The sequence below is a fragment of the Vibrio sp. AK197 genome, from assembly GCF_053903115.1.
In genome coordinates this window covers 598436-623317 of record NZ_CP096430.1, presented here as the reverse complement: position 1 = coordinate 623317, position 24882 = coordinate 598436, and the positions used below count along the sequence as shown (strand labels likewise).

Here is a 24882-nt window from a genome sequence, read left to right as displayed (position 1 = left end):
ATCCGTACAAAAACAAAGAGTGCGTTTTATACGCACTCTTGATCAAAAAGTCTAGATTCGTTCTACGTTACTCTTTGGCTTCCGTTTGCGGTTTTCGCTCTGGCGGCATGACCCAAGGCGCTTCCGTGGGTGAGTTTTGTAAGCCAAGTTTCCATACACGCCCAAAGTGCTTATAGTGCCCCGCTTCCGTCCCCGCTCGCGGCCCCATACCATGGTATAAATCAAGGTGGTTTTGTTTGACTGCGCCGCCGGTATCAAGAACCACAAGCAAACGTAATTGATGCGTCCCACTCCACGTCCCGTCGGCATTTAGCAGCGGCACTTCGGCAAGAATAGGGGTTCCCATTGGAAACACAGTGCGATCTCCCGCCACCGAAGCCATCGGCAATAAAGGAATGCCCGCCGTCCCAGTCACTGGTGCTGCAGAGCGTGGTTCAAAGAAAACAAATGATGGGTTTTGTTCTAAAAGTTCGCGTACGGTCTCTTCATCATTCGCCAGTACCCAATCTTTTATGGCCTTAAGCGACATTTTTTCACGCTCAACAAGCCCACGTTCAATCAGCACTTTACCGATGCTCACATAGGCTTTGTTATTTTTACCCGCGTATGCAAAATACTCGAGCGTATCATCTTCAAAGTGAACAAAACCGCTGCCCTGAACTTCCATGATAAATGGGTCAATCATGTTCGCAGCATAACCGAGCTCTAGGCCCTGCTCACTCAACGCGCCGTTATAAATCTGAGCTCGTGTTGGACAATCCGCCTCGCATTCAGGTTTGGCATAAACGGGATACTTAAACTTGGCATCAGGTGTATGACGCAGTTCCATAACCGGTGAAAAGTACCCCGTGAACAGGACATTGCCTTTACTGTCGCCTCCACCAAGCTGGGCGGCTTGTATTCCATATTGAGTGAGTTCTTTCGGATCACCACTGGCCAACACCCAATCATTGAGTTTTTCGTAGAGTGGTTGATAAATGGCGGCCATTGACGGCGAGTTTTCAACAACTTGCTCGGCTTGAGTATAAAACGTGCTGTAATCACGTGGTTTATTGGAGTCAATCGCAACGGTTGGATTTAAGATTTCAGGGAACTGTTTATTGTCGTACTGCTGAGCACGATCAGTAGGCTGGGCACAACCAAAAAGTAAGGCTAACGTTGCGACAGGCAGGCATTGTTTGAACACAAAAAACATCCTCAAGTTAAGTTGTAATGAGGATGACAAACTCCGTCTCAAATCTCAATCTTTCCATTATGATTAGTAACGATTTTGGTCTTTTCCTGACAATCGATACACGGGCTGGTAATGCGGCGATGAGATCCGCTTCATTTCGGCATTATTGTGATCTTTCATTTTGTAACGCAGCGTGTGGTTACCGAATTGATAACTCAATTCAGTACCATCAAACTCAAACTGAGTCGCGACCACTCTTCCTTTAATCGTCACTCCATGTTTAGACAGCACTATTTTCTCTGCCGCATACGTCGCCACATTCTGCTCCACCCAAGTTCCGTAGACGGATGACTTAGGATTCATAATCTCACTGATGTGTTGACCAATATTGCCAAATATAGAAACAACCACCACGGTGCCAACCACGGCAATGGCAATAACCATGCGCTCAACCAGTTTTCTCTGCGGTGTTTTCATTTCACCCTTTTGTTGGTTTTCTACTACAACTTTACTCACAAGCGTTCTCTAAGTGTTGTCTCTATTTCTCTACAGTCAATTAATCTATCTCAGTGATAAATGCCCCAACAACGACGCTAACAACAAAATGGCTGTCTAATTCCAAAATTAACTTGCCTTCAAAAGAATAAAACATCAGTATTTATACATATAAATTCAAAATAAATGGGTATTTTGTGAAAATTCGCAGCACCGCTCTTGTCAAAGGCTTTCGTCAATCCGCCCCTTACGTTAATGCGCATCGTGATAAAACCATGGTCATCATGCTCGGCGGTGAAGCTATCGCCGATAATAACTTTGCCAATATCATTAGCGATCTTTCTTTGCTTCATAGCTTAGGGGTTAAGATTGTCTTGGTGCATGGTGCTCGCCCACAAATTAATGCGCTTTTAGAAGAACATAATTATTCAACTCCATATCACAAAGGCATTCGCATTACCGACGAAAAAGCCCTTAATTTTGTGATGCAAGCGTCCGGTCGTCTACAACTGGCGGTTACCGCTCAATTGTCAATGAGCCTTAACAACACGCCAATGGCGGGGACTCAGCTCAATGTGGTGAGTGGTAACTTTGTTATCGCTCAGCCACTTGGTGTCGATGATGGCATTGATTATTGTCATAGTGGTCGTATTCGGCGCATTGATAGTCAAGGGATCAATCGCATGCTAGACCAAGGCTCAATTGTTTTGCTTGGTCCTATTGCAAGCTCCGTCACAGGGGAATCTTTTAATCTCACCTCCGAAGAGGTCGCGACTCAAGTCGCGATCAAATTGAAAGCGGATAAACTCATCGGCTTCTGCTCAGAGCAAGGGATCATGAATGATAATGGTCACGTCATTGCGGAGCTTTTCCCTCGTGAGGCAGAAAAAGTATTGCAGAAGTTGGAAGCAGATTATGATCCAAGCAGCGAGCAAAGTTCAGGCACGGTACGATTTATTCGTGCTGCGACCAGCGCATGTCTAGCGGGAGTACCGCGTGGTCATTTAGTCAGTTACAAAGAAGATGGCGCCCTGATTCAGGAACTGTTCTCTTTTGACGGTATTGGCTCGCAAATCGTTACCGCCAGTGCCGAGCAAGTAAGGCAAGCGCATATTGATGACATCGGCGGCATTCTGGAACTGATTCGCCCGCTTGAGGAGCAAGGTATTCTCGTACGACGCTCGCGTGAGCAACTCGAACAAGAAATCACGCTATTTACCATCATCGAGAAAGATGGCCTAATCATCGGCTGTGCGGCGCTCTACCCATATAAAGAAGATAATATGGCGGAGATGGCATGTGTTGCCATTCATCCGGAGTATCGAGATGGCGACCGCGGTCTTCTACTGCTCAACCACATGAAGCTCCAATCCCGTTCGCAGGGCATTAAACAAATTTTCGTATTAACAACTCATAGCTTGCATTGGTTCAGAGAACAGGGCTTTACCGAGATTGGCGTCGAAGGTCTACCGATGAAAAAGCAAGGGCTGTATAATTATCAACGCAAATCTAAAATCCTTGTTCTCCAAGTATGATTAGAGAGCGATAGGAATTTAAGTTCATAATCAATTAGTTATAAAGGTTAAAAATTAACCTTTATTTTGTGATATTGATCGTATAATATTTCGCCTCAATTCCTAGGAAGCGAATTGATCAATCTTATGATTGAATAAGCATTTAACACGCAGGGATTGCTTTTAAGTCGATAAAATATCACTGAGAGCAACGATTGAATGAAGACCATTATTTGTAATTCAGTACAAAGTTTTTGGGACATGGCTGACAATGAACTTCTACACGGCCAACACGTCCATTGTGTTTTTCCGGTTACTGAACCATTGAGAAATTTTATTCTCAACTACCAAATCAAATACAACATCGAAAAAATCTCATTTAGCAGTTTATTCAACTCGGTCGGTTAAACCGACCGAGTTTTCCATGCATTCTTAACTTAACCTCTCCACCAACCCACTTGCGCGCTGAGTCTGTATTTGTACACCACGCTTGAGCAAGCCAATATTGGCATAAACGTTCAATTGCTTTTTCGCTCGTGTAATTCCGGTATAGATCAGTTCTCGAGTGACAATTGGCGTGAAGTCAGGTGGCAGAATCATTAACGTAAAGTCAAATTCGCTGCCTTGCGACTTATGAATCGTCATTGCATACGCCGTTTCATGTTCAGGGACACGACTTGGTAATACCGCTTTGATTGTGCCATCTGACTGTTCAAAATAGACCTTAAGTCGTCCATTCTCTCCAGGCTCTTGAATACAAATACCAATATCACCGTTATACAACCCCAACCCGTAATCATTACGAGTGATCATAATCGGCCTGCCTGAGTACCAAACTTCATCTTGAGTACGAATGAGACGCCGCGCCGCGAGCGCCTTTTCAATTCGCTGATTAAGCCCTTTTACACCAAAATCACCTTCACGAATAGCGCATAACAATCGGCAGCGATTAAAGGCTTCTAGCGCTTGTTTTGCGATGTTTTGCTGCTGCTGAGGGGATATTTGTGAATGATTGATATCCGATTTATCAATCTTAAGCAGCTCGAGGTAATGACGATATTCGCTAACCAAGGTTTGAAGCATCTGATGGTAGTGATGGCTATCTAAGTCAAAATGCGCGATATCATCAAAAGCGGCATTGGCAAATACGGCATCGATCTGCGTGCTATCACCTGCATTGACCGCCTTAGCTAATTGCCCTATTCCCGAACGACCATCAAAACGGTAACTCTTTTGCAGCATGCACAGGCTATCCGCTATGTCGCGATTATGGCCATTGGTGTTGGCTAAACTTTCAAACCCTGTCAATTCGGCGAGTCTTGTACTTTGCGTCTGGCTATAACCAAATCGATGAAATGAGCAAATGTCACCAAGTACCGCTCCGGCTTCAACGGAAGAAAGCTGATCTTTATCACCAAGTAAAATCAATCGAGCATGCGCAGGCAACGCATCGACCAATTTATACATCATCGATAAATCCACCATCGAGGCTTCATCGACAACTAATACATCTAAATGCAGCGGATTTTTTTGGTGATGACGAAATTCGGCACTACCAGGAATGACGCCTAATAAACGATGCAAAGTACTTGATTCTGTGGGGATATGTTGCTTAACGTCTGGACTGACTGCCAGTGAGTCAACCGCTTTAGCGATGGACTCGGTTAACCGTGCAGCGGCTTTGCCGGTGGGGGCCACCAATTTAATATTAGGCAACGCTCCTTGCTGCTTTTCTTGCGTGACCAACGCGGCTAATAGTTTCGCCACCGTGGTGGTTTTCCCTGTGCCAGGCCCACCTGAAATCACAGCAAAACGTCTTGTTAGCGCCATTGCTGCCGCCACTTTTTGCCAGTTCAGACACACGGCGTTAGGAATCAAATCATCCAACTCCGTCAGCGCGTCTACCCGAGACGCCTTCACCAATACCTGATCAATGGCCTGCCAGTCTAGTGTATGTGGCGTTATCACATCCAACATATCGCATACTAATTGCTGACGGCTTACTTGGTTATCTCGGCCTTGTTGTTTGGCCTGATTCAGCGCACTAAATAAATAACGATATTCACGCGCAAAAAGATGGTCGAGCAGCGATTTAAGCTTTTGGATCATGGGAAGCTCTAAGCTCACTGGTGTCCCAAAGCTAACTAAACGCGAAGCCAGCTGACATTCATAGTGCCAATAGCGATTTAAATACAATCGCTTACCATCAAAAATAAGTGGCAACGCAGATTGTTCACTGGCCACCAGCGGCGACGAGGAAAGCCGCTCACGCCAATCAACCTGTTGCCATTGATGACGTAACGCTTGCGCTATCTCACCATATAGACCTAGACTCGCTGATGGGTCAAATGGTGTCTGAGCCTTCTGGTCAAGCACCATGCAGATGTGCCCTTTTCCCACCTCACTGCTGACCAGCGCGGCAATAAACGCCAGCGTCCAGTCATCACTTTGGTGGTAAATAAATTGCCCAAATTGATGGTCGAGCTGACGGAGATAACCTTGCGCTGTCAGCTGTTTCAGTGCCTGTTCCCAGCGAAACTCACTCATAACCCCAGCTCCATCTGACCGTGTTGCTGATCACGATGATCCACTTCCAAGCCATCAATTAATTTGTCCATTTCATCTAAAAATTCAGCACTCGGTTTTGCAGAGAAAATCCCATGCTCACTGTGCCCATCCATACCACGTAGGAACAGATAATAAACGCCGCCAAAATGTTGCTGGTAATCATAATTGGCCAAACGACTCCGCAAAAAACGGTGCAGCGCCAATGCGTAAATTTGATACTGTAGGTCGTAACGATGCTCTGCCATGGCCGAGTTGAGCGCCTCACCGTGATAGCACTCAACTCGATCACCCAAATAGTTAGACTTCCAGTCGAGAACATAATATTTACCTTGATCGACGAAGACTAAATCAATAAAGCCCTTGAGCATGCCTTGCACCGTTTGAAAACCGAGATCGCCTGCGCGGGCAGAAAGGTTATCGTGGCGCTGAATAACACGATTTAACGCCGCAGAAGAGAGTACTTTGATGGGTAAAAGAAACTCCATTTCGACCAGTTTTTGCTGATCATCTTTAGTATTGAGACGAAGATTTTTGCCATCCAACGGGGTACTTAACACCGTATCGACTAATGATTGGAGAATTGGCAACCAAGATTCATCCAACTGCTCCTCGACAAGCAACTCGCGAATCACTTGATGGTTATAGTCACTGTCAGCACTCTCAGTAAACCGAACCTCTTCAAATAAAGTATGTAAGAACGTCCCCGGGCGAGCGCCTTTGGGAAACGTAAAAATACTCTGCTGCGGCTCAATCAGTTCTTGCTCACCTTGCTCTTGCGCTGAATCAATATCAAAGCCAGAAACTTCCATCGTCGCATCATAATCATTGTGGTGACTTTGCTTAATTAACCCAGAATAACTGGTAATACGCCATAAGCGATCCACCGCTTGGCTCAGCTCACTGGCTTGATAATCATTGGATTCTGAAGATATCGCCTGATAACGCTCGGAAGTTAACTCGGGCGGCTCGGTATAACTGACACATGACAATTGCGATGCGTGCTGACCGATGGCAGCACTTAAATCAGAAATCGTTCCTGGCTCTCCGTTTTGCAGTAGATAGCCAATCGCACTTAAATGCACACCTGTTGGCTCTTTGGTTGAGCGCCCGTTACGCAGCGGCGCCGCCCCAATAAAACAGCCGTAGACAGCGCGCGTGAGGGCGACGTAAATTAAACGAAGATCTTCTGCTAAACGTTCTTTATCTGCTTGCTTAAGCGATGCTGAATTGGCTGATATATCAAGCATAATTCGATCATGCTCGCTGTCGTAGTACTTAGCTTCCGATGCTTCCCGATAAGCACAGACAAACGGCAAAAACACCAAATCATATTCCAGTCCTTTGGATTTATGGATAGTCACAATCTGTACTAAGTTACGTTCTGACTCCAAACGCTGAATTTGCTCGTCGCTACCGCCAAGACCTTGTTCAGCCTCACTGATTGCTTGCGCTAACCAGCGTAGTAACCCATGATCACTTTCAAGCTCACTGCTTGCCTGTTGCAGTAATTCCCCGAGGTGCATCATATCCGTCAGTTGGCGCTCTTTTTCTTCGGCTAACCAGCGCTCGGCAATGTGTCTTTTACTCATGACGCTACGCAGCATGGGTAATACGCCTCGCTGCTGCCAGAGTTTGCGATACTCTTTAAACTCTTCAACCGCATTTTCCCACGCGTTTTCATCGTTATTAAGCGCATCAAGTTGCGCCGCATTCAGCGCAAACATTTCGCAAGCCAATGCCGCGCGCAGCGCACGGTCTTGCTCTGGTGTTAACACTGCCTGCAATAAACGCTGAACGTCTTGAGCGACCGAACTAACAAACACGCTGTCTCGATTTGACAAATACACACTGGCAATCCCCTGCTCAGCAAGTGCTTGCTTGATTAATCGACCTTCACTTCCGGTACGAACCAAAACCGCGATATCGCCCGCTTTAATCGCCGTGCGTTTATCGCCATTACACAGTGATGCCATACCTTGCTGAGAGGCGGTGAGAATAGTTTGGATTTGACTGGCGGTTGCCGACGCCATGACTTGTAAGTAATCCCCTTTGCTTAGTGGTTTATCATCGGCAGGTTGCAACCAATAAGTGAGGGCTGGCTGTTTTTGGTCACCGATAGCCCAAAAGCGTTGATTGGCATTTGGGCTAGCATTGACCGGATAAAATGGAATATCTTCATCGTAGATAAATGGGCTGTCTGCGGCTGAAAAAACTTGGTTCACAGCCGCAACCATTTCAGCGCTCGATCGCCAGTTTGTCCTTAGAGTGTAATGCTGAGAAACTTGGTTTCGCGCCTTAATATAAGTAAAAATGTCTGCACCGCGAAACGCATATATCGCCTGTTTCGGATCTCCGATCATAAACAACCCGCACTCGGGGTGGTTAAGATACACTCGGCTAAAGATCGAATATTGCAACGGATCGGTATCTTGGAATTCGTCAATCATCGCCACCGGATATAACTCTCGAATGCGAGCGACCAATTGCTGCTGATCATCTTGATCAATCGCCGCCGATAACTGGGCAAGAAGATCATCAAACGATAGCCATTGCTTTTGCTGTTTGGCTTTTATCAACATGGTTCGACATTCACGAATGGCATGCGCCATTAATGGGCTTTTGAGCGACACATCTGCAGCAAGAAACGTCTCAATTAACTCAAAGACCGAGTGAGTTGGCGCTTCACCTTTTGGGGTTTTCTCAAACAGCACATTCTGAGCAAATTTTCCAAGCGCTTCTGGTGTATGGTAATCATGCGTGTCACTGTTCGCCCAAAGGTCCACCGCTTCAAGCCAATTTGGTAACGACTTTTTGGTATAGCTGCGCTTGTTGATATCGGAATTTGAAATCAGCTCGAGAAACTCATGGCTGTGCTCAAGCCAACGATTTTTCAGCGATTGAACTTGCTGCAAATTGTGTTCATGGAGTTCGGCAAGCTCGCTGTCCATTTCAGGTTCAGAAAGAGTCAGAGCTTGACCGCTCAAATATTGGCTAATGTCTTTGAGTAACGCGTGTGGCGAAGACCAAATCTGCCTGACCTCACCGGCCAGTGTTAATCCCAAGGGATAAAAATAACGTCGCCAATAATCGGCTACCACTTGCGCTTTAAGGTGGCTTTCATCCGTCACAAACTCGTTATTAAACCGGCTGCCTGATTCAAAGGCATTTTGAGTCAGCATTCGCTGACAAAAGCCATGTATCGTATAGACTGCGGCTTCATCCATTTGACGTTCTGCTTGCAGCAAGGTTTTTGCCGCTTCACGGTGATCAGTCACTGAGTCCAACAACGGTCTAATCACAGGATCATCACTGTGACCACGAGCAAAGGCCATTCGCGCATCGTGGATGCGGCGGCGAATTCTATCACGCAGTTCCGCGGTCGCGGCTTCCGTAAACGTCACAACTAAAATTTGATCCACCGTAAGCGGTTTAGCATGGCGCTGCTTATCTGCACCATGCCCTAACAATAAACGCAGATAAAGCCCAGCAATGGTAAATGTTTTCCCTGTTCCTGCCGACGCTTCGATGAGACGAGCACCGTGAAGAGGGAATGTCATCATATCCAAGGCTTTTGGCTGTGCCTTAACTGTCATAGTATTGAGACCTTTCATTGCAATACGCTGTTCTAATTGTGAGTTAGGCCAGATTATTTAACTCCTAAGCTCACACCTAATTTTAATTTGCTAAGTAGTGAGATCTGACTCACGGACGTCACCGAAGTCAGCCTTTACTATCGCCGCAACTTCGATGAGCTAAGTATCATCGTCACCCTATAACGGTCCCTCTGACCTATGGCCGCACAGCGAACGCCCTACACACAATAATGATTTTCTGGCGGCCATTATTTCTCCTCCTCATTATCCTGCAGCAGTAAGCGCGGGTTCTGTAAGACCAAACTTGCCAAGGTATAAGCTTGACTGCCCAGAGTGTCATTCCATTGTGGCCAGATTCGTTGAATATAACTATTACTCCCTTCCCCAGCGAATAAATAGCTATCGTTAAATGTATCCGCCATTTTCTTGAGTGATTTGTCTTGGTCATCGACCCATTTTCCACGACTAAATCCCGCTTCCACTGACGCCAGTGCTGTTTTGGGAAAATAAGGCAGCGGCTCACTCATGCCTTGGAAATACAGTTCAATCAAAGCTTGTAACCACATTTTCGCTTGCTGGCTATCATTAAGCGGTGGATAACGAAGATGCTCGACGCCTTCTTTGCGCGAATAACCGAGAATATGGGTCGGTTTTACAACCCCTGATGCAGCCATCGATAAGTGATCAATCCACGCTGAGAGAATATCTTGTGAACGAATGCCTCCGGTTCGGTAGCGCACCAACCCAGACTGATAATGTTGAGTTAACCAACCTTGTAAACGTACCGGTTTATCCGCCCCTAAAAAGTCAAACTCAAGGTCGATATCTACGTCTTCTTGCGGAGCTTGAGTAATAAACAGCAGCTCATTGAGCAAGTCCTGAATCTGGACCTGATTCGTTTCAAACTCAATCTCACCAAACGCACCATAAGGCAACTTGCCTTGAGCGCGCTGCTGCTCAACGAACTGCTTAGCCACATCATTCAAAGCTTGTGGTGTTTGTTCCGCACTTTGCAAAAAACGCTCAAGCAAAGCATCTCGAATTTGGTAGCTTTGTAAACCATCGAGAGCGAATGGCTCTTCATCTTCCATCACTGGTAACGGAGGTTCAAACACCACTTTTAAACGGCGGTTAAAGAAATATTGAACAGGTAAACGCCAAAAACGTTGTAACTCGACTAAATCCAGTTCGAACGGGAAGCTTGCCTCGAGCGTAAAATCATCAACGGGCTGTTGAAACTCACCACTCTTTTCTCCGCGGCGATTAACCGCTGGTAACCACTCTTTGGCATAACTCGCCCCATCACCGCGAAATGCGTCTGGACTAAAAGGCGTCATCGGATGGTGAGTGGTGAGGTGCGTAACAAGCTTATGCCCTGAGCGGTCAACATCCAGCGATGTATCGCTTGGTAAACAATAGTTCTGCTGACAATACTCCATCAGCTCAGACACCAGCACGGAGGGTACGCGTTCCGTGTTGTCTTGAATTGAGCGCCCGACATAACTGATGTACAGCGCCTGCTGAGCAGACAGCATGGCTTCAAGAAAGAGGTAGCGGTCATCATCACGGCGAGAGCGATCGCCCGGACGCGTTCTTCCTGTCATCAAATCAAAGCTTTCAGGCGGCATGGAGCGCGGGTACACCCCATCATTCATTCCCAACAAGCAAACGACGCGAAATGGAATAGAACGCATTGGCATTAAGGTACAAAAGTTGACTTGTCCCGCGAGGAAACGTTGACTCACTCGTGTGCCAGAAAGTTTATCTTGTAGGTATTGAGTCACAACCGTAGGTGATAACGGTTGTTGATAGCCCGCATCGCTAAGCTGCTGTTTAAGCTGGGATAACGTATCAGTTATATTTTTTAACGCCAGCTCACCTTCCAGTTCAACAGCAAAAAAATCATCCAGCATTTGGTAGAGCTTATCGCGCCATTCCTCAACAGACTGACTCATCGCCAGAGCTTGATGGTAGTGACTGACAGTCTCTATAAAATGAGCCAATTTACCGGCCAGCTCTGCGCCGAGGCCTTGTACTTCATTATATGGCGCAATTTTTTCACCTTCACGCGTTTCAAACAGCCCAGCAGATTCCGGCATCGCGTAACCGAGCAACATGCGTTCAATACCAAATTGCCACGTGTTGTGACGATTTGCCGGCAAATCAAACTCTTCCGCCGTTTGAGCATTCAGTCCCCAGCGGATACCTGATGCTTCCACCCATTGTTTGGCCAGTAAAAATTCCTCTTCACTCAAAGCAAAGCGCGCCATTACCGCAGGAATTTCAAGTAACTCCAGTAACTCAGAAGCCAGGCAACGACTCTGTGGCAAAGCCACAAGTTGCAAAAAAGCATTGAGAATCGGGCTTTCTTGATCGGCGCTGCGATCGGAAATCGAATAAGGAATAAAACGCTCACCTGGCGCATTACCAAATACCGCTTGGATTGCAGGACTGTAAGCATTGATATCCGCGACCATGACAATAATATCGCGCGGTTTGAGGCTAGAGTCGCGATCAAACATCGCCAAGAGTTGGTCGTGTAAGACTTCGACTTCACGCATTGGCGAATGGCAAGCATGGAGGGTTAATGAGCGATCTTCTTGCGCGATAATTTGCTTATGCTCGCTAGACAGCAAAAGACTATCGTCTTGATGCTCTTCTAAGTTGAGAATATCGGCTTGCAACTGATGCAATAAACAATCACGACTGACATCGACAAACGCTTCAATTTCGTGAGACTCCAACTGTGACAACAAATACATATTGTCACGACCAAGCTTCCCCATTGAGGCCAGTAAACTATTGCCGACCGCATCGGTATGCAGTTCATCCGTTATATTCGCTTCTAATGACCCTTTAAGCTGCTCACTGTGTCCATCAAGTTGTGAGTGATCCTGTTGCCACACCAAGTGTTGACGATGTTTGGCGGCCAAACGCGCTAAATACTTACGATCTCGCACTTCTCCCCAGTAGTAACGGCAAGGGTTAGTGAACATCAGATGGACATCGATGTGCTCGCCCATGGCCTTTAACGCATCCATGTAGCGTGGAGGTAAAGACGTAATACCAAAAACAAACAATCTTTCTGGAAAGGCGCTAGGGGGAATCGCCCCTTGTTGTAAACTCTCGATAAAATCTTCGTACAGGTTCGCGCGGTGATAAGGCGATTGTCCTTGCGCCACGGTATGGTCATAAAGCGCTTGCCATAAAATCGGCTGCCATGGATGTTGGTCTTCGAGCTCAGCAACACTCTTACCCGCTTCCCACTGCGCGATCCATTCTGGTCGATAAACGAGGTAACCATCGAAAATATCGGCAATTTTTTCCGCTAGTTGATACAGTTTGCCATCGTCTTGATCGTCACGCAGATAGCGCTCAAGAGGAGCAAACTCACTATGCTTGAGCAGTGGAGGCAAAACGTGCATGAGTTTCCAAGTCATCGCCTCTTTATTGAAAGCACTACGCTCTGGCACATCAGGGAGAATGTGCGTAAACATTTGCCAAATAAACGTCGCAGGCAGAGGAAATTCAATATTTGCCGCCACTCCAAATTCATTGGCGAGTTCCATTTTCAGCCACTGCGACATACCAGGACTTTGCACCAAAATTCGCTCGGGCTCAAAAGGGTTTTGCAGAGGATTCAAGCGAATCAACTCCACCAGCAAAGATTTGAGAATGTCGACTTGATTTGAGTGATAAACCGTAAACACAGTAGCTTGATGCCTCATGACCAAAATTAGCTCAAGGTTAGCATAGCGCGCCTCGTTTCCAGAGCAAAAACCATTGATGAACCTCGCAAAAGGTTAAGCCCTACTCAGTCACTACCCCATCTTGAACGCGTTTGATCTTCAATCAAACCAGAGTCATAAACCAACTAAGAGTTGGGTTACACTTGTATTATGTTCTTAATTATCTAATTATGAACATAATACGTTCAGAATATCTAAACAGCATGGCAAACAACATCTCTTTTAAACAGCTCAAAGTCTTTACCGCCATTACTCAACATAAAACCATGACAGCAGCGGCACAAACGCTGTTTTTATCCAAGGCCGCAGTAAGTATGGCGCTGGCGGAATTGGAAAAACAAATTGGTCATGCGCTGTTTGATCGCGTCAACAATCGGCTCATTCTCAATCAAGAAGGTCAAAAATTACTTCCGCTGGCCGACGAATTACTGCAGCGCAGTGATGACCTTACTCACTTATTTGACAACACTCATACTCTGGCAGGCCAACTGCATATTGGCGCAAGCGATACCATAGGCAATCAAGTTGCGCCTTATTTGCTGAGTGACTTTCGCCGAGAAACTCAACATTTGTCGCAAAGCGTGTTTATCTCCAATTCTGCGTTGATTTGTCAAAAACTGGTAGACTATGAACTCGATCTTGCACTTATTGAAGGTAAAACACTCCACTCTGAATTAATCTCCACCCAGTTTAGTAGCGATGAAATGTGTATTATCTGTAGCTTAAAGCATCCGTTAGCAGGATTAGAGACGATCACGGTCGATCAACTTGAAGCCAGCCAATGGATACTACGAGAGCCAGGCTCTGGCACTCGTGAGTTTTTTCTACGCACCGTCGCACCTCGGCTAGAACATTGGCATGAAGCTTTTGAATTAAATACTACCGAAGCGATCATTAATAGTGTCAGCGCCGGGCTTGGTTTAGCCTGTTTGTCAACGTTGGCAGCAGAAGCAGCGCTCAATGACGACCGTGTGACTCGGCTTAATGTCCCGCTGGACATGAAACGTCGCTATTGGCTGCTGGTGCACAAGGAAAAATACCAAAGTCCACTGCTTAAACGGTTTATTGAGTTTTGTCAGCAATGGGGGAATTAACCCTCAGCGGGTTCTCATTATTCAGACTTCGGCTGGACTTTTGGTCACCAAAACTGTATAAAAAGACAGTAATTAACTCACGAATTTAAAATCAGAGGATGCACCATGGCTGTAATCGTCAAGTACGTGGTAGAACGTAACGGAGAAGAGAAAATGACTTTTACCTCTAAAGCGGAAGCAGACGCCTATGACAAAATGCTGGATACGGCTGATGAACTGTTTAGCTTACTAGGAAAAAGTGAACTGATCGAAGACGAGACTAAACAAGAAGATTTAGCCATGTTCCTTGCGCAAAACAAAGAAGATTTACTCTACGCGCTGGGAGCAAAACGTAAGCCGACGCCAAAGAAAGCCAAAAAAGTAGCCGCTGTTGAACCTGAGCAACAAGACGACGCAGCATAAATACGAGATAATTCTCTAAGCCCTCGACTGCGAGGGCTTTTTTGTGGCTGATTGACCCTCTTTCCCTAACCCCAATTAAGGCAAACAATGACCTACCAGCTCGAAGTTTGTATTGATAATTTAGAATCTTTGCATCGTGCGCTTAAAGGCGGCGCGACTCGTATTGAACTTTGCTCTTCACTGGCACTTGGCGGCCTAACCCCAAGTGTAGGCATGATGAAACAAGCAGCAAAACATAGCAATGTACCGGTCTACGCGATGATTCGCCCGCGCCAAGGCGACTTTGTGTACGACCAAGATGACCTCGACATGATGGCTGATGATATCCAAGCCGCGAGCGATGCTGGACTACAAGGTGTTGTGCTTGGTCTTCTCACCCCAGAAGGAAACATCGATTCACACAATGCAAGTGCTTTGGTTGCAAAAGCTCATGCGCTTAACCTTGGGGTTACTTTTCATCGTGCGATCGATCACTGCCGTAACGGCCCACAAGCGTTAGAGGCCATCATTAGCTTAGGATGCGAGCGAGTATTGACGTCCGGCCTAGCGCAAGACGTCAATGAGGGCCAAATGATGCTTAGCCAGTTCGTTGAGCAAGCGGCAGGCCGCATTATCGTGATGGCGGGCGCAGGGCTTTCACAGCAGAATGTTGAAACCATCGTCAAGCAGTGCGGTGTGCGTGAAGTCCATCTATCAGGCAAAAGCACTCGAGACTCTGAGATGATTTATCGTGTGCAGCATACTCATATGGGGCAAGATGGTATTGATGACTATAAAATCCCCGTGACAAATCCTCGTCTGATCAGTGGCGTTGCCAGTGTTCTCAACACACTATGATAAAACTTAAAACGCCGAGCAAAGCCCGGCGTTTTTGATCACATCAAAGCATACTTACTTCAGTGCGTCATCAATGCTTTGATTGTGACTAAGGTGGCGCACGTCTTTCCCCTTTACGAAGTAGATGATGTACTCACAGATATTTTGACATCGGTCACCGACACGCTCTATCGCTCGCGCAGACCACATAACTTGCAGAATGTGAGGGATATTCTTTGGGTCTTCCATCATAAAGGTCATGAGTTGACGAATCACCGCTTCATATTCGGCATCAATTTTATCGTCAATTTTGTAAACCTCGGCTGCTGCATCCACATCCATTCGAGCAAAAGCATCCAAGACTTGATGAAGCATATCAATCGCTTGACGACAAAGGGGTTCAAGGGAAACATTAAACTGCCGCTCTTTCGATGCGGGGCTTTCAATCGCCACGTAAGCGATTTTAGTCGCGACATCACCAATTCGCTCAAGATCAGTAATGGTTTTGATGATCGCCATGATCAGCCTTAGATCTTTGGCTGTCGGCTGGCGTTTAGCGATGATTCGTGTACACGCTTCATCAATCGACACTTCCATACTGTTGACTTTATGATCATCACGTACCACTTTTCTCGCCAATTCGACATCTTCTTTATGCAAGGCTTGCATTGCAAACGACAGTTGCTGCTCGACCAATCCCCCCATGGTTAAAACATGCGTGCGAATCGATTCTAGTTCGACGTTAAATTGTCCGGAAATATGGCGACCAAAATTCATTCTCGTTTGCGACTCCTTCAACAATGTACGAGGTGACGGCGGCGAAAAACTTAACCGTATCGACCAGTAATGTAGTCTTCTGTTTGTTTTTTCAATGGCGAAGTAAAGATAGAGTCCGTATCTGAGTACTCGATCAACTTTCCCATATGAATAAAGGCAGTATGGTCACTCACCCGTGCGGCTTGTTGCATGTTGTGAGTCACAATCACCACCGTATATTTGGTTTTGAGATCGTTAATCAACTCTTCGATGGTTAACGTTGAAATCGGGTCCAAGGCGGATGTGGGTTCATCAAGAAGCAAAACTTCCGGCTCAATGGCAATCGCTCTGGCAATCACTAAACGCTGCTGCTGACCACCTGACAACCCAAAAGCATTTTCATGTAAGCGGTCTTTCACCTCATCCCAAAGCGCCGCTGCCCGTAAAGCGCGTTCAACGGCATCGTCCAACGCTCGACTATTCTTTATCCCTTGTAAGCGTAAGCCATAAACAACATTTTCGTAGATCGATTTAGGGAATGGGTTTGGGCGTTGAAAGACCATCCCCACTCGACGCCTTAATGTGGCAACATCGACATTGGGGTGATACACATTTTTACCGTGCAGTTTGACTTTACCTTGGACGCGACAACCTTCCACCAAATCATTCATACGATTAATACAGCGCAGCAGCGTCGACTTCCCACACCCTGAAGGGCCAATAAATGCGGTCACCTGCCCTTTGGGAATACGCATCGAGATATCACTCAATGCCTGGCTACTTTTATAGAACAAGCTAAGGTCTTCAATCGCAATCGCGGTTTGCTCATCACTTAAATTATTCACATCTAATAGGGCGCCGTAGCCCAATGCTTGATTGACAGAAAACATGGTTAATCTTGCCCTAGCGTTCGATATTTCTCGCGCAAATTGTTGCGAATACTGATAGCGGTGAGGTTCAAACTGATGATCACCGTAACTAATAAAAATGATGTGGCGTACACTAATGGCCGTGCTGCCTCAATATTAGTGGTTTGAAAACCGACATCATAAATGTGAAACCCCAAATGCATGAACTTACGCTCCAAGTGCAAGTAGGGAAATTGTCCGTCGACGGGCAGGCTAGAGGCCAGTTTGACCACGCCAACCAGCATTAAAGGCGCGACTTCACCAGCAGCTCGAGCAATCGCCAAGATGAGCCCGGTGATGATCGCAGGGCTTGCCATCGGCAGTACGATGCGCCACATGGTTTCAAACTGCGTCGCCCCCAGCGCCAATGAACCGTGACGCACCGAGGACGGAATGCGAGTTAACCCTTCTTCTGTCGAGACAATAACGACGGGCAGTGTCAATACCGCCAAGGTTAATGCCGACCATAGCAAGCCAGGGGTACCAAACGTTGGAGCCGGCAGCCTTTCGGTATAAAACAGATCATCAATGCTGCCACCAAGGGTATAGACAAAAAATCCAAGCCCAAAGACACCGTAAACAATGGAAGGAACACCAGCCAAGTTAATCACCGCCACTCGAATAATCCGCGTCATCAACGTATTACGCGCATATTCATGAAGATAGATCGCTGCAACCACACCAAGTGGCATCACGATAATCGACATAATCAGCACCAGCAGCACAGTGCCAAACATGGCCGGGAAAACACCGCCTTCTGAATTCGATTCACGCGGAGGTTGAGACAAAAACTTCCAGACTTGTTTTCCCCAGTGGGCCACTTTTTCCATCCCCGACATCTGGTTTGGGAACCAAATGTCCAAGATATTCTCAAGCGCGATGTTTACACGCTGACCATGCATGTCTTTAACCACCAGCACTTGCTTTTCAAGCTCACTGCGTAGTTTATCCACTTGGCGTTCAAAACCAATCAATTGCTCAGTGTAAGTCGCAAGTTGTTGCTGGTATTGAGCTTGATATTCAGGGGTTAAATTATCATTTAATTCTCGGCGCCGTTTTTGTAAACGCAATGTCTCGAGCTGATGGCTGACCACTTCGATGTCTTGGTTGATCACTCGCTCAACTTCCGCTCGAATCACATCGGCATACGCTAATCCAGCCTCCATCGCCGCGACAATATCTTGATGAGACTTTCCTTTCGCATCTCGATACTCTATCGGTAGCCCATAAAAGTCACCGTCACGATTTCGCTCAATGACGGCCCACGCCTCTGGCGTCGATACCTGAGTCACTTCAAAAGCCAATAAAGACACAAAGTCACTGTTGTAGAGCTCTCGGTTAGCAACCTTAATACTTAGGCGTGTGGCCAATCCCTTCTCTTCGATGGCTTTAGGAAGTGCGATATTCATTTCTCGTAAATGGCTAATTGGCACATCTTCCTCTGCATATAGCTGGCCAATTAAGGTATCGCCGTCGCTGTTTTGCCACTGGTACAGCGGAGCTGGCCAGAAAAACGATAGTCCTTTCCAGCCGATAAGCAGGATCAACCCCATCACCGAGAGCAAGCTGACGCTAACTGCGCCTCCCGTTAACCAGATCCAAGGCGCACCTGACTTAAACCATTTAAACACGGAGCGTCACTCCTCCTTGGTTGCTCATGTTATAACGCACGATACCGCTCCCTTAAACGCTGTCGCACCCACTCAGCCAATGAGTTAACGGCAAAAGTGAATACCAATAATAAAAGTGCGGCGAGAAATAGAATTCGATAATGTGAACTGCCCACTTCCGACTCTGGCATCTCAACGGCAATGGTTGCCGACAGAGTGCGCATTCCTTCAAGAATATTCCAATCCATGATTGGAGTATTGCCTGTCGCCATCAGCACTATCATGGTTTCTCCAACCGCTCGGCCAAGCCCCATCATAATGGCTGAAAAGATCCCCGGGCTGGCGGTGAGAAGCACAACATGAATCAGTGTTTGCCAAGGGGTCGCTCCAAGCGCCAGAGAGCCATCAGAAAGATGTTTCGGTACTGAAAAAATCGCATCTTCAGCGATAGTAAAAATCGTTGGAATCACCGCAAACCCCATGGCAAAGCCCACCACTAGGGCATTACGTTGATCAAAGTTTATTCCGCTTTCAGCTAAAAAGACGCGAACATCGCCATCAAACAGCCAATACTCAATCTCACCGCTATAAGCGACGACCGTTGCAACCACGACACACAGCACAGGCATTAATATCGCCGTATGCCAACCTTTAGGCAGACGGTTTAACCACATCGTTGGTAAACATTGCCAAAGCGCCCCTAGCGCAATCATGGCAATGGGTAATACCACCAGTAAACTCATGACTGCCGCTAAATGGCTTTCCACAAAAGGGGCGAACCACAATCCAGCAAGAAAGCCGATGATCACGGTTGGCAATGCTTCCATAAGCTCAATCGATGGTTTGACGACGCGGCGCATTTTCGGGCTCATAAAATAGGCGGTGTAAATAGCACCAAACACCGCCGTGGGTACGGCAAACAACATAGCAAACATCGCTGCTTTAAACGTACCAAACGCAATAGGAATCAAACTGAATTTAGCTTCGAACTGCTCGCTCGCCGACGACGTTTGCCAAACATAATCCGCTTCAGGATAGCCTTCGTACCAAACCTTTTGCCACAATGATGATAAGGAGACTTCAGGGAAAGGATTATCAATATAAGCGACATTCAACTGGCCATCGGTCAGTGTCAGCAAGTATTCCTCGTTACTCGACATCGCCGCCAGTTGCGGCGCTTTTTGATATGCGCGCTTAAATAGCACTAACTTTTCACTGGTGGTGTAATGGCTTTGTACCGTGCCATTTTGGTAGAAGCTGTAAAAACCTTTGCGATAGGTATCAGGTAATAGCAATTTCAGTTCTGAAGCCAGATGAAACTCACGAATATGAGTCAGTTCACGCTGCCCCGATGTTAAAACGTCGAACCATTGTGAAACCAGGCCATCAGAGTGAGACACCAATAACGAATATGCGCCGGATAATAAATGCAGCTCCGTCACCGAATGTTTGCGATTGCCTAAGCTCAAATCAACAATCTCTCGTACTCGGTACTGGTCTGCTTGCTGTTTAAATACCAATAGTTGATCACCTTGACGCACATATAGCGTTTGCGCATCTGGCGTCATTAATAACTGATCAACCTTAGCCAGTGGCTTAGCCACGGTATAAGACTTGATTGCGCCCTGAGCATCTTGCCATTTGAAACGCAAATAATGATCGTTATACCAACCAACCAACGCAACACGTTGCTGACTATAGGCAAAGCTAAATTGCTTAAGTTGGCTTCCTTCGACATACAGAGACAAGTTGTCCCCTAGCTCTACAGTATCAACCGAGGGAGAGAAGTGACGCGTTTCCTGGCTCAAAACACTGCGAAGCCGAGGGGCAAACAGTGTCACCTTGCCCGTATTATCAGAAAACGCAAACCAGCCTCTGTCTGGCGTTGTTTGACTCAATAGATACGCATCATTTGTGATTTGTACTGATTTCACTGGCTGGGATGACGAAGCATTTAACGACCAAAAATCCAGTTGGCCTTGTTGAGAAATCACATACGCATTTTCGCCATAATCGTCGATCCCCATAGCGCTGGGCGCCGAAGTAGAAACAGGATGCGTTCCTTGCCGAGGGGTTAATGTTGCATCCCCAAACAGAGGCAGCACCATCAACAAAAGGTAGATAAATATCAGTAGCAAGGCACCAAGAACGGTTGCGCCCCCCATTGTCACTGCCACTCTCACTAAACGGTCTTTGATTAGCCGTTTGCGATCTTTCTCCTGCAGTGAAAAGTTGGCGTTGGCCATGAAATGCGGTACCTCAAATAAAGCGTTGCTCGATGTCACAATGACTTGATTATTAAAATCCTCAAGATCGAGACAGACAGCGTATAAAACTGCCTACAATATAATATGTCGATAAAGTGACAATTATATTACAGATCGCATTAAACATCTGAAAATCATGCAATAACGAATTGAAATAAAATTGTCACATAAAGCTCTTAACTTGATAGTTCGGTTCCAAACTTTCAAGCAGACATTTTTCTGCCAACAGTCGTGCCCAACCACCAAGTGTCATACAAATTGGTGGTTTATCATCATGAAAAATTCTTCACCATCAATGCGGAGGCATCACCTCCTTGAACGTCTTCAGGCAAGGACAGGCATGAGTACGGAAAAATTATACATAGAAAAAGAGCTAAGCTGGCTATCGTTTAACGAACGCGTGTTGCAAGAAGCGGCAGACAAAAGTGTGCCGATCATTGACCGTATTCGATTTTTAGGCATTTTTTCTAACAACCTTGATGAATTCTACAAAGTCCGTTTTGCCGATGTAAAAAGGCGCATCATGATCAGCCAAGAGCGCGGTGGAAGCAATAGCGCCAAGCACTTGCTGAGTAAAATGCAGTCAAAAGCGTTTAAATTGAATGAGCGATTTGATGAACTATATTCAGAGCTGATTCGGGAAATGGCACGCCGCCGAATTTTTTTGGTTAACGAAACCCAGTTAAACGAGTATCAGCAGCAATGGGTGCGTGATTACTTTCGCCGTGAGGTTATCCCGCATATTACTCCTTTGCTGATCAACAAAGATACTGATGTTCTGCAATTTCTCAAAGACGAATACGCCTACATCGCCGTCGACTTGCAGCATCAGGATCACTCGCAATACGCCTTAGTCGAGATTCCAACCGACCACCTACCTCGGTTTGTTATGGTGCCTGAACCGAAAGGACGGCGACGCAAAACCATCATCTTGCTGGATAACATCATTCGCTACTGTCTCGATGAACTGTTCAGGGCCTTCTTTGACTATCAGCAGTTGAATGGCTATGCCATCAAAATGACCCGTGATGCGGAGTACGACTTAAGCAACGAAGTTGAACATAGTCTGCTTGAACAAATGTCTGAAGGGTTAAGCCAGCGACTGACAGCGATGCCTGTACGCTTTATCTATGAACGTGAAATGCCCAGTGAAATGTTGGCTTTCCTGTGTGAGAAATTGCAGATCTCTCACTACGACAGCCTCATTCCCGGCGGGCGTTACCATAATTTTAAAGATTTCATCGGGTTTCCTAATGTCGGCCGAGACTACCTAGAGTACAAACCGATTCCGCCATTACGTTGCAGTGACTTCATTGGCTACGCCAACAGCTTTGATGCCATCAGCGCTCGCGATATTTTACTCCACTATCCATACCACACCTTTGAACACATCACAGAGCTTGTTCGCCAAGCCTCATTTGACCCGAGAGTGCTCGGAATTAAAATCAATGTGTATCGCGTGGCCAAAGATTCACGGCTAATGAACTCCCTGATCGATGCCGCGCACAATGGAAAAAAAGTCACCGTGGTGGTCGAGCTTCAGGCGCGCTTTGATGAAGAAGCCAACATCGAATGGGCTCGTATTCTCACCGACGCAGGCGTGCACGTTGTGTTCGGAGCTCCGGGGCTCAAAATTCACTCTAAGTTACTACTAATCAGTCGACGTGAAGACGACCAAATTAAGCGTTACGCACACATAGGGACAGGGAACTTTCATGAGAAAACCGCACGTATCTACACTGATTTTTCGTTGCTAACAGCTGATCCTGAAATTACCAGCGAAGTACGTAACGTCTTTGGCTACATCGAAAATCCCTATCAGCCGGTACATTTTAACCATCTGATTGTGTCACCACGCAATTCCAGAATGCAGCTTTACCATTTGATTGATTCCGAAACCGCCAATGCTCGCGCAGGAAAAAAAGCAGCGATAACGCTTAAAGTCAATAACTTAGTTGATAAGGGGCTGATCAACAAACTGTATTCAGCCAGCAGTGCAGGCGTCAAAATCAAGATGATCGTACGCGGGATGTGTTCTTTAGTACCCGGCGTCGAAGGCTTTAGTGAAAACATCAAAGTCATCAGTATTGTTGACCGCTTTCTCGAGCATCCGCGAGTGCTAATAACTCATAACAACGGCGACCCGATTGTCTATATTTCCTCAGCGGATTGGATGACTCGCAACATCGATTATCGGATCGAAGTCGCAGCGCCAGTACGAGATCCATTATTAAAACAACGCATTATTGATATTATCAACTTACACTTTATTGATACGGTTAAAGCTCGCTACATTGATAAAGAGATGACCAATCGTTACGTTCCTCGTGGCAACCGTAAAAAAGTGCGTTCACAAATGGCCATTTATGACTACCTCAGACAGGTAGAAAAACAGACATTAAAACTCAGAGAGCAATCGCAAAAGCATGACATCTGATTCAGAACCCCGTTACATCGCCGCCATCGATCTTGGCTCAAATAGCTTTCATATGGTGGTTGCGCGTGTCGTTGGTCAAGACTTGCAACTCATAAGTCGTCACAAACAACGTGTCCGCCTTGCATCGGGCTTAGATGCGCAGAATAACCTCGACAATGCCGCGATAGAGCGTGGTTTAGAGTGCCTCGCCATGTTTGCCGAGAGGCTGCAAGGCTTTGATGAAGAAAACGTTCGTATTGCGGCAACGCACACCTTGCGCCAAGCCAGTAATGCCCATCTGTTTATTCAGCGAGCACAACAAGTATTGCCCTTTGCGATCGAAATCATTCCCGGCGTTGAGGAAGGTCGGCTTATCTATTCTGGTGTGGCCCATACGCAGCCAGAATCGGACTCAAAGTTGGTCATCGACATTGGTGGTGGCAGTACTGAGATTGTCATTGGTCAAGGATTTGAAGCCGAATTGGTGAACAGCAAGCAGATGGGTTGCGTCAGTTACACTAACCGCTTTTTTGCCAATGAAAAACTGTCGAAAAAGAACTTTGCGAAAGCCTCACTCGCCGCCGAGCAAAAGCTTGAATCCTTAGCGCATCAATATCGAAAACATGGTTGGGATATTGCTTTTGGCTCTTCAGGTACGGCAAAAGCCATTCGCGATGTACTCATCGGGCTTGGTCATGAGGACGGCCAAATTACCGCAAAGCGACTCGAAGAGTTAATCGATACACTGTGTAAGTGGTCCACTATCGAGGAGATTGAACTCGATGGGTTAACTCCAGAGCGTAAACCTGTGTTTGCCGCCGGTGTCGCGATTTTACAGGCGATATTCAGCAGTTTAAAAATCGACACTCTGCACTTCTCAGAAGGCGCATTGCGTGAAGGTTTGCTGTACGAGATGGAAGATCGCTTTAAACGCACTGACATTCGTATGCGAACCACAGAGTCTCTAGCCAATAAACACTTTGTCGATTTAGATCATGCCGCCAAAATCAAAGGCCAAGCCAGTGAGTTCTTTGAACAAATTCATAAAAAAATTGGCATCAGTAAAAAGAATCAACTTTCGGACTTATTGCAGTGGAGCGCACTGTTGCATGAAGTCGGCTTGAGTATCAGTTTACAGGCGTTTCATCGTCACTCTGCCTATATCTTGCAACATACTACGATGCCAGGTTTTAACCGCGAGCAACAACGCGTGTTAGCCATGCTTGTGCGCTTTCAGCGTAAGTCTCTCAAGTTAAAAGAGATGGATGATTTTTCCCTCTACAAGAAAAAGGACATCATTAATCTGATTCGCATTTTACGCTTGGCCATTTTGCTCAATGGTCAACGCAATGACGACCCTTTACCGCCCTTAAAACTGAAAGTGGATGGCGATCAGTGGACCTTAACCAGCACCGACGAAGATTGGCTTGAAAACAACAAATTGCTCAACGCGGACTTACAAACCGAGCAAGAATATTGGCGCAATGTTGAGTGGACACTGAAGTTTTAAACCGCCATGC

The 24882-nt window shown here is 46.4% G+C and carries 16 protein-coding genes; 7 read left to right on the top strand and 9 right to left on the bottom strand.

Annotated features, from left to right (window positions below):
* Positions 1–67 precede the first annotated feature (67 nt).
* Together mltA and M1D72_RS09980 are read right to left on the bottom strand one after the other, a co-directional pair.
* The gene (gene mltA, locus M1D72_RS09985; protein ID WP_456296779.1) at positions 68–1186 is read right to left on the bottom strand and encodes a murein transglycosylase A; all 1119 of its coding nucleotides are present in this window, start codon (positions 1184–1186) and stop codon (positions 68–70) included.
* A 72-nt stretch (positions 1187–1258) separates the two neighbouring features.
* Positions 1259–1690, bottom strand: coding sequence for a DUF2850 domain-containing protein (locus tag M1D72_RS09980; RefSeq protein WP_456296778.1), 432 nt, complete (start codon positions 1688–1690; stop codon positions 1259–1261).
* 176 nt (positions 1691–1866) lie between these two features.
* Here M1D72_RS09980 and argA point away from each other — a divergent pair, with 176 nt between their 5' ends.
* Both argA and M1D72_RS09970 read left to right on the top strand, forming a co-directional pair.
* Positions 1867–3204: an amino-acid N-acetyltransferase gene (gene argA / locus M1D72_RS09975; RefSeq protein WP_390191365.1), complete on the top strand. Its 1338-nt coding sequence runs from the start codon at positions 1867–1869 to the stop codon at positions 3202–3204.
* A gap of 198 nt (positions 3205–3402) precedes the next feature.
* Positions 3403–3591 (top strand): hypothetical protein, encoded by a 189-nt coding sequence (locus M1D72_RS09970; protein WP_390191368.1) that lies wholly within the window; start codon positions 3403–3405, stop codon positions 3589–3591.
* A 24-nt stretch (positions 3592–3615) separates the two neighbouring features.
* Here M1D72_RS09970 and recD read toward each other — a convergent pair whose 3' ends face one another.
* The 3 genes from recD to recC all read right to left on the bottom strand — a co-directional run bounded on the left by recD (position 3616) and on the right by recC (position 13054).
* The gene (gene recD, locus M1D72_RS09965; RefSeq protein WP_456296777.1) at positions 3616–5730 is read right to left on the bottom strand and encodes an exodeoxyribonuclease V subunit alpha; all 2115 of its coding nucleotides are present in this window, start codon (positions 5728–5730) and stop codon (positions 3616–3618) included.
* Entirely contained in the window at positions 5727–9344 is a 3618-nt protein-coding gene (recB, locus tag M1D72_RS09960; protein WP_456296776.1) for an exodeoxyribonuclease V subunit beta, read from the bottom strand. The genes recD and recB overlap by 4 nt, the downstream gene beginning before the upstream one ends.
* 248 nt (positions 9345–9592) lie before the next feature.
* Positions 9593–13054, bottom strand: coding sequence for an exodeoxyribonuclease V subunit gamma (gene recC / locus M1D72_RS09955; RefSeq protein ID WP_456296775.1), 3462 nt, complete (start codon positions 13052–13054; stop codon positions 9593–9595).
* 242 nt (positions 13055–13296) lie between these two features.
* Here recC and M1D72_RS09950 point away from each other — a divergent pair, with 242 nt between their 5' ends.
* From M1D72_RS09950 to M1D72_RS09940, 3 genes are all read left to right on the top strand, one after another.
* On the top strand, positions 13297–14187 hold the full coding sequence (locus tag M1D72_RS09950) for a LysR family transcriptional regulator (protein ID WP_456297377.1): 891 nt from the start codon (positions 13297–13299) through the stop codon (positions 14185–14187).
* A 105-nt stretch (positions 14188–14292) separates the two neighbouring features.
* A complete protein-coding gene (locus tag M1D72_RS09945) occupies positions 14293–14589 on the top strand; it encodes a YebG family protein (protein WP_390191374.1) in 297 nt (98 codons plus the stop codon).
* Positions 14590–14676: 87 nt separating this feature from the next.
* Positions 14677–15426: a copper homeostasis protein CutC gene (locus M1D72_RS09940; RefSeq protein ID WP_456296774.1), complete on the top strand. Its 750-nt coding sequence runs from the start codon at positions 14677–14679 to the stop codon at positions 15424–15426.
* A 54-nt stretch (positions 15427–15480) separates the two neighbouring features.
* On the opposite strand, the gene phoU is transcribed toward M1D72_RS09940, so the two are convergent.
* Genes phoU through M1D72_RS09920 form a run of 4 tightly spaced genes read right to left on the bottom strand, consistent with a single transcriptional unit; the run spans position 15481 to position 20925 of the window.
* Positions 15481–16182, bottom strand: a complete 702-nt coding sequence (gene phoU / locus M1D72_RS09935) for a phosphate signaling complex protein PhoU (protein WP_390191377.1) — start codon at positions 16180–16182, stop codon at positions 15481–15483.
* 50 nt (positions 16183–16232) lie between these two features.
* The gene (gene pstB, locus M1D72_RS09930) at positions 16233–17051 is read right to left on the bottom strand and encodes a phosphate ABC transporter ATP-binding protein PstB (protein ID WP_390191379.1); all 819 of its coding nucleotides are present in this window, start codon (positions 17049–17051) and stop codon (positions 16233–16235) included.
* Positions 17052–17053: 2 nt separating this feature from the next.
* Positions 17054–18700, bottom strand: coding sequence for a phosphate ABC transporter permease PstA (gene pstA, locus M1D72_RS09925; protein WP_456296773.1), 1647 nt, complete (start codon positions 18698–18700; stop codon positions 17054–17056).
* A gap of 29 nt (positions 18701–18729) precedes the next feature.
* Positions 18730–20925, bottom strand: coding sequence for an ABC transporter permease subunit (locus M1D72_RS09920; protein ID WP_456296772.1), 2196 nt, complete (start codon positions 20923–20925; stop codon positions 18730–18732).
* Between the two features lie 361 nt (positions 20926–21286).
* Between M1D72_RS09920 and ppk1 the strand changes: the two genes are divergently transcribed.
* Together ppk1 and ppx are read left to right on the top strand one after the other, a co-directional pair.
* Positions 21287–23383 (top strand): polyphosphate kinase 1, encoded by a 2097-nt coding sequence (gene ppk1 / locus M1D72_RS09915; RefSeq protein WP_456296771.1) that lies wholly within the window; start codon positions 21287–21289, stop codon positions 23381–23383.
* Positions 23373–24872: an exopolyphosphatase gene (ppx, locus tag M1D72_RS09910; protein ID WP_456296770.1), complete on the top strand. Its 1500-nt coding sequence runs from the start codon at positions 23373–23375 to the stop codon at positions 24870–24872. The genes ppk1 and ppx overlap by 11 nt, the downstream gene beginning before the upstream one ends.
* Positions 24873–24882: the final 10 nt, after the last annotated feature.

Bases quoted from the DNA above. Each gene is read 5' to 3' on its own strand.
- M1D72_RS09970 (WP_390191368.1), top strand. From the start codon at position 3,403: ATGAAGACCATTATTTGTAATTCAGTACAAAGTTTTTGGGACATGGCT.
- recD (WP_456296777.1), bottom strand. From the start codon at position 5,730: ATGAGTGAGTTTCGCTGGGAACAGGCACTGAAACAGCTGACAGCGCAA.
- recB (WP_456296776.1), bottom strand. From the start codon at position 9,344: ATGACAGTTAAGGCACAGCCAAAAGCCTTGGATATGATGACATTCCCT.
- M1D72_RS09950 (WP_456297377.1), top strand. From the start codon at position 13,297: ATGGCAAACAACATCTCTTTTAAACAGCTCAAAGTCTTTACCGCCATT.
- M1D72_RS09945 (WP_390191374.1), top strand. From the start codon at position 14,293: ATGGCTGTAATCGTCAAGTACGTGGTAGAACGTAACGGAGAAGAGAAA.
- M1D72_RS09940 (WP_456296774.1), top strand. From the start codon at position 14,677: ATGACCTACCAGCTCGAAGTTTGTATTGATAATTTAGAATCTTTGCAT.
- phoU (WP_390191377.1), bottom strand. From the start codon at position 16,182: ATGAATTTTGGTCGCCATATTTCCGGACAATTTAACGTCGAACTAGAA.
- pstB (WP_390191379.1), bottom strand. From the start codon at position 17,051: ATGTTTTCTGTCAATCAAGCATTGGGCTACGGCGCCCTATTAGATGTG.
- M1D72_RS09920 (WP_456296772.1), bottom strand. From the start codon at position 20,925: ATGGCCAACGCCAACTTTTCACTGCAGGAGAAAGATCGCAAACGGCTA.
- ppk1 (WP_456296771.1), top strand. From the start codon at position 21,287: ATGAGTACGGAAAAATTATACATAGAAAAAGAGCTAAGCTGGCTATCG.
- ppx (WP_456296770.1), top strand. From the start codon at position 23,373: ATGACATCTGATTCAGAACCCCGTTACATCGCCGCCATCGATCTTGGC.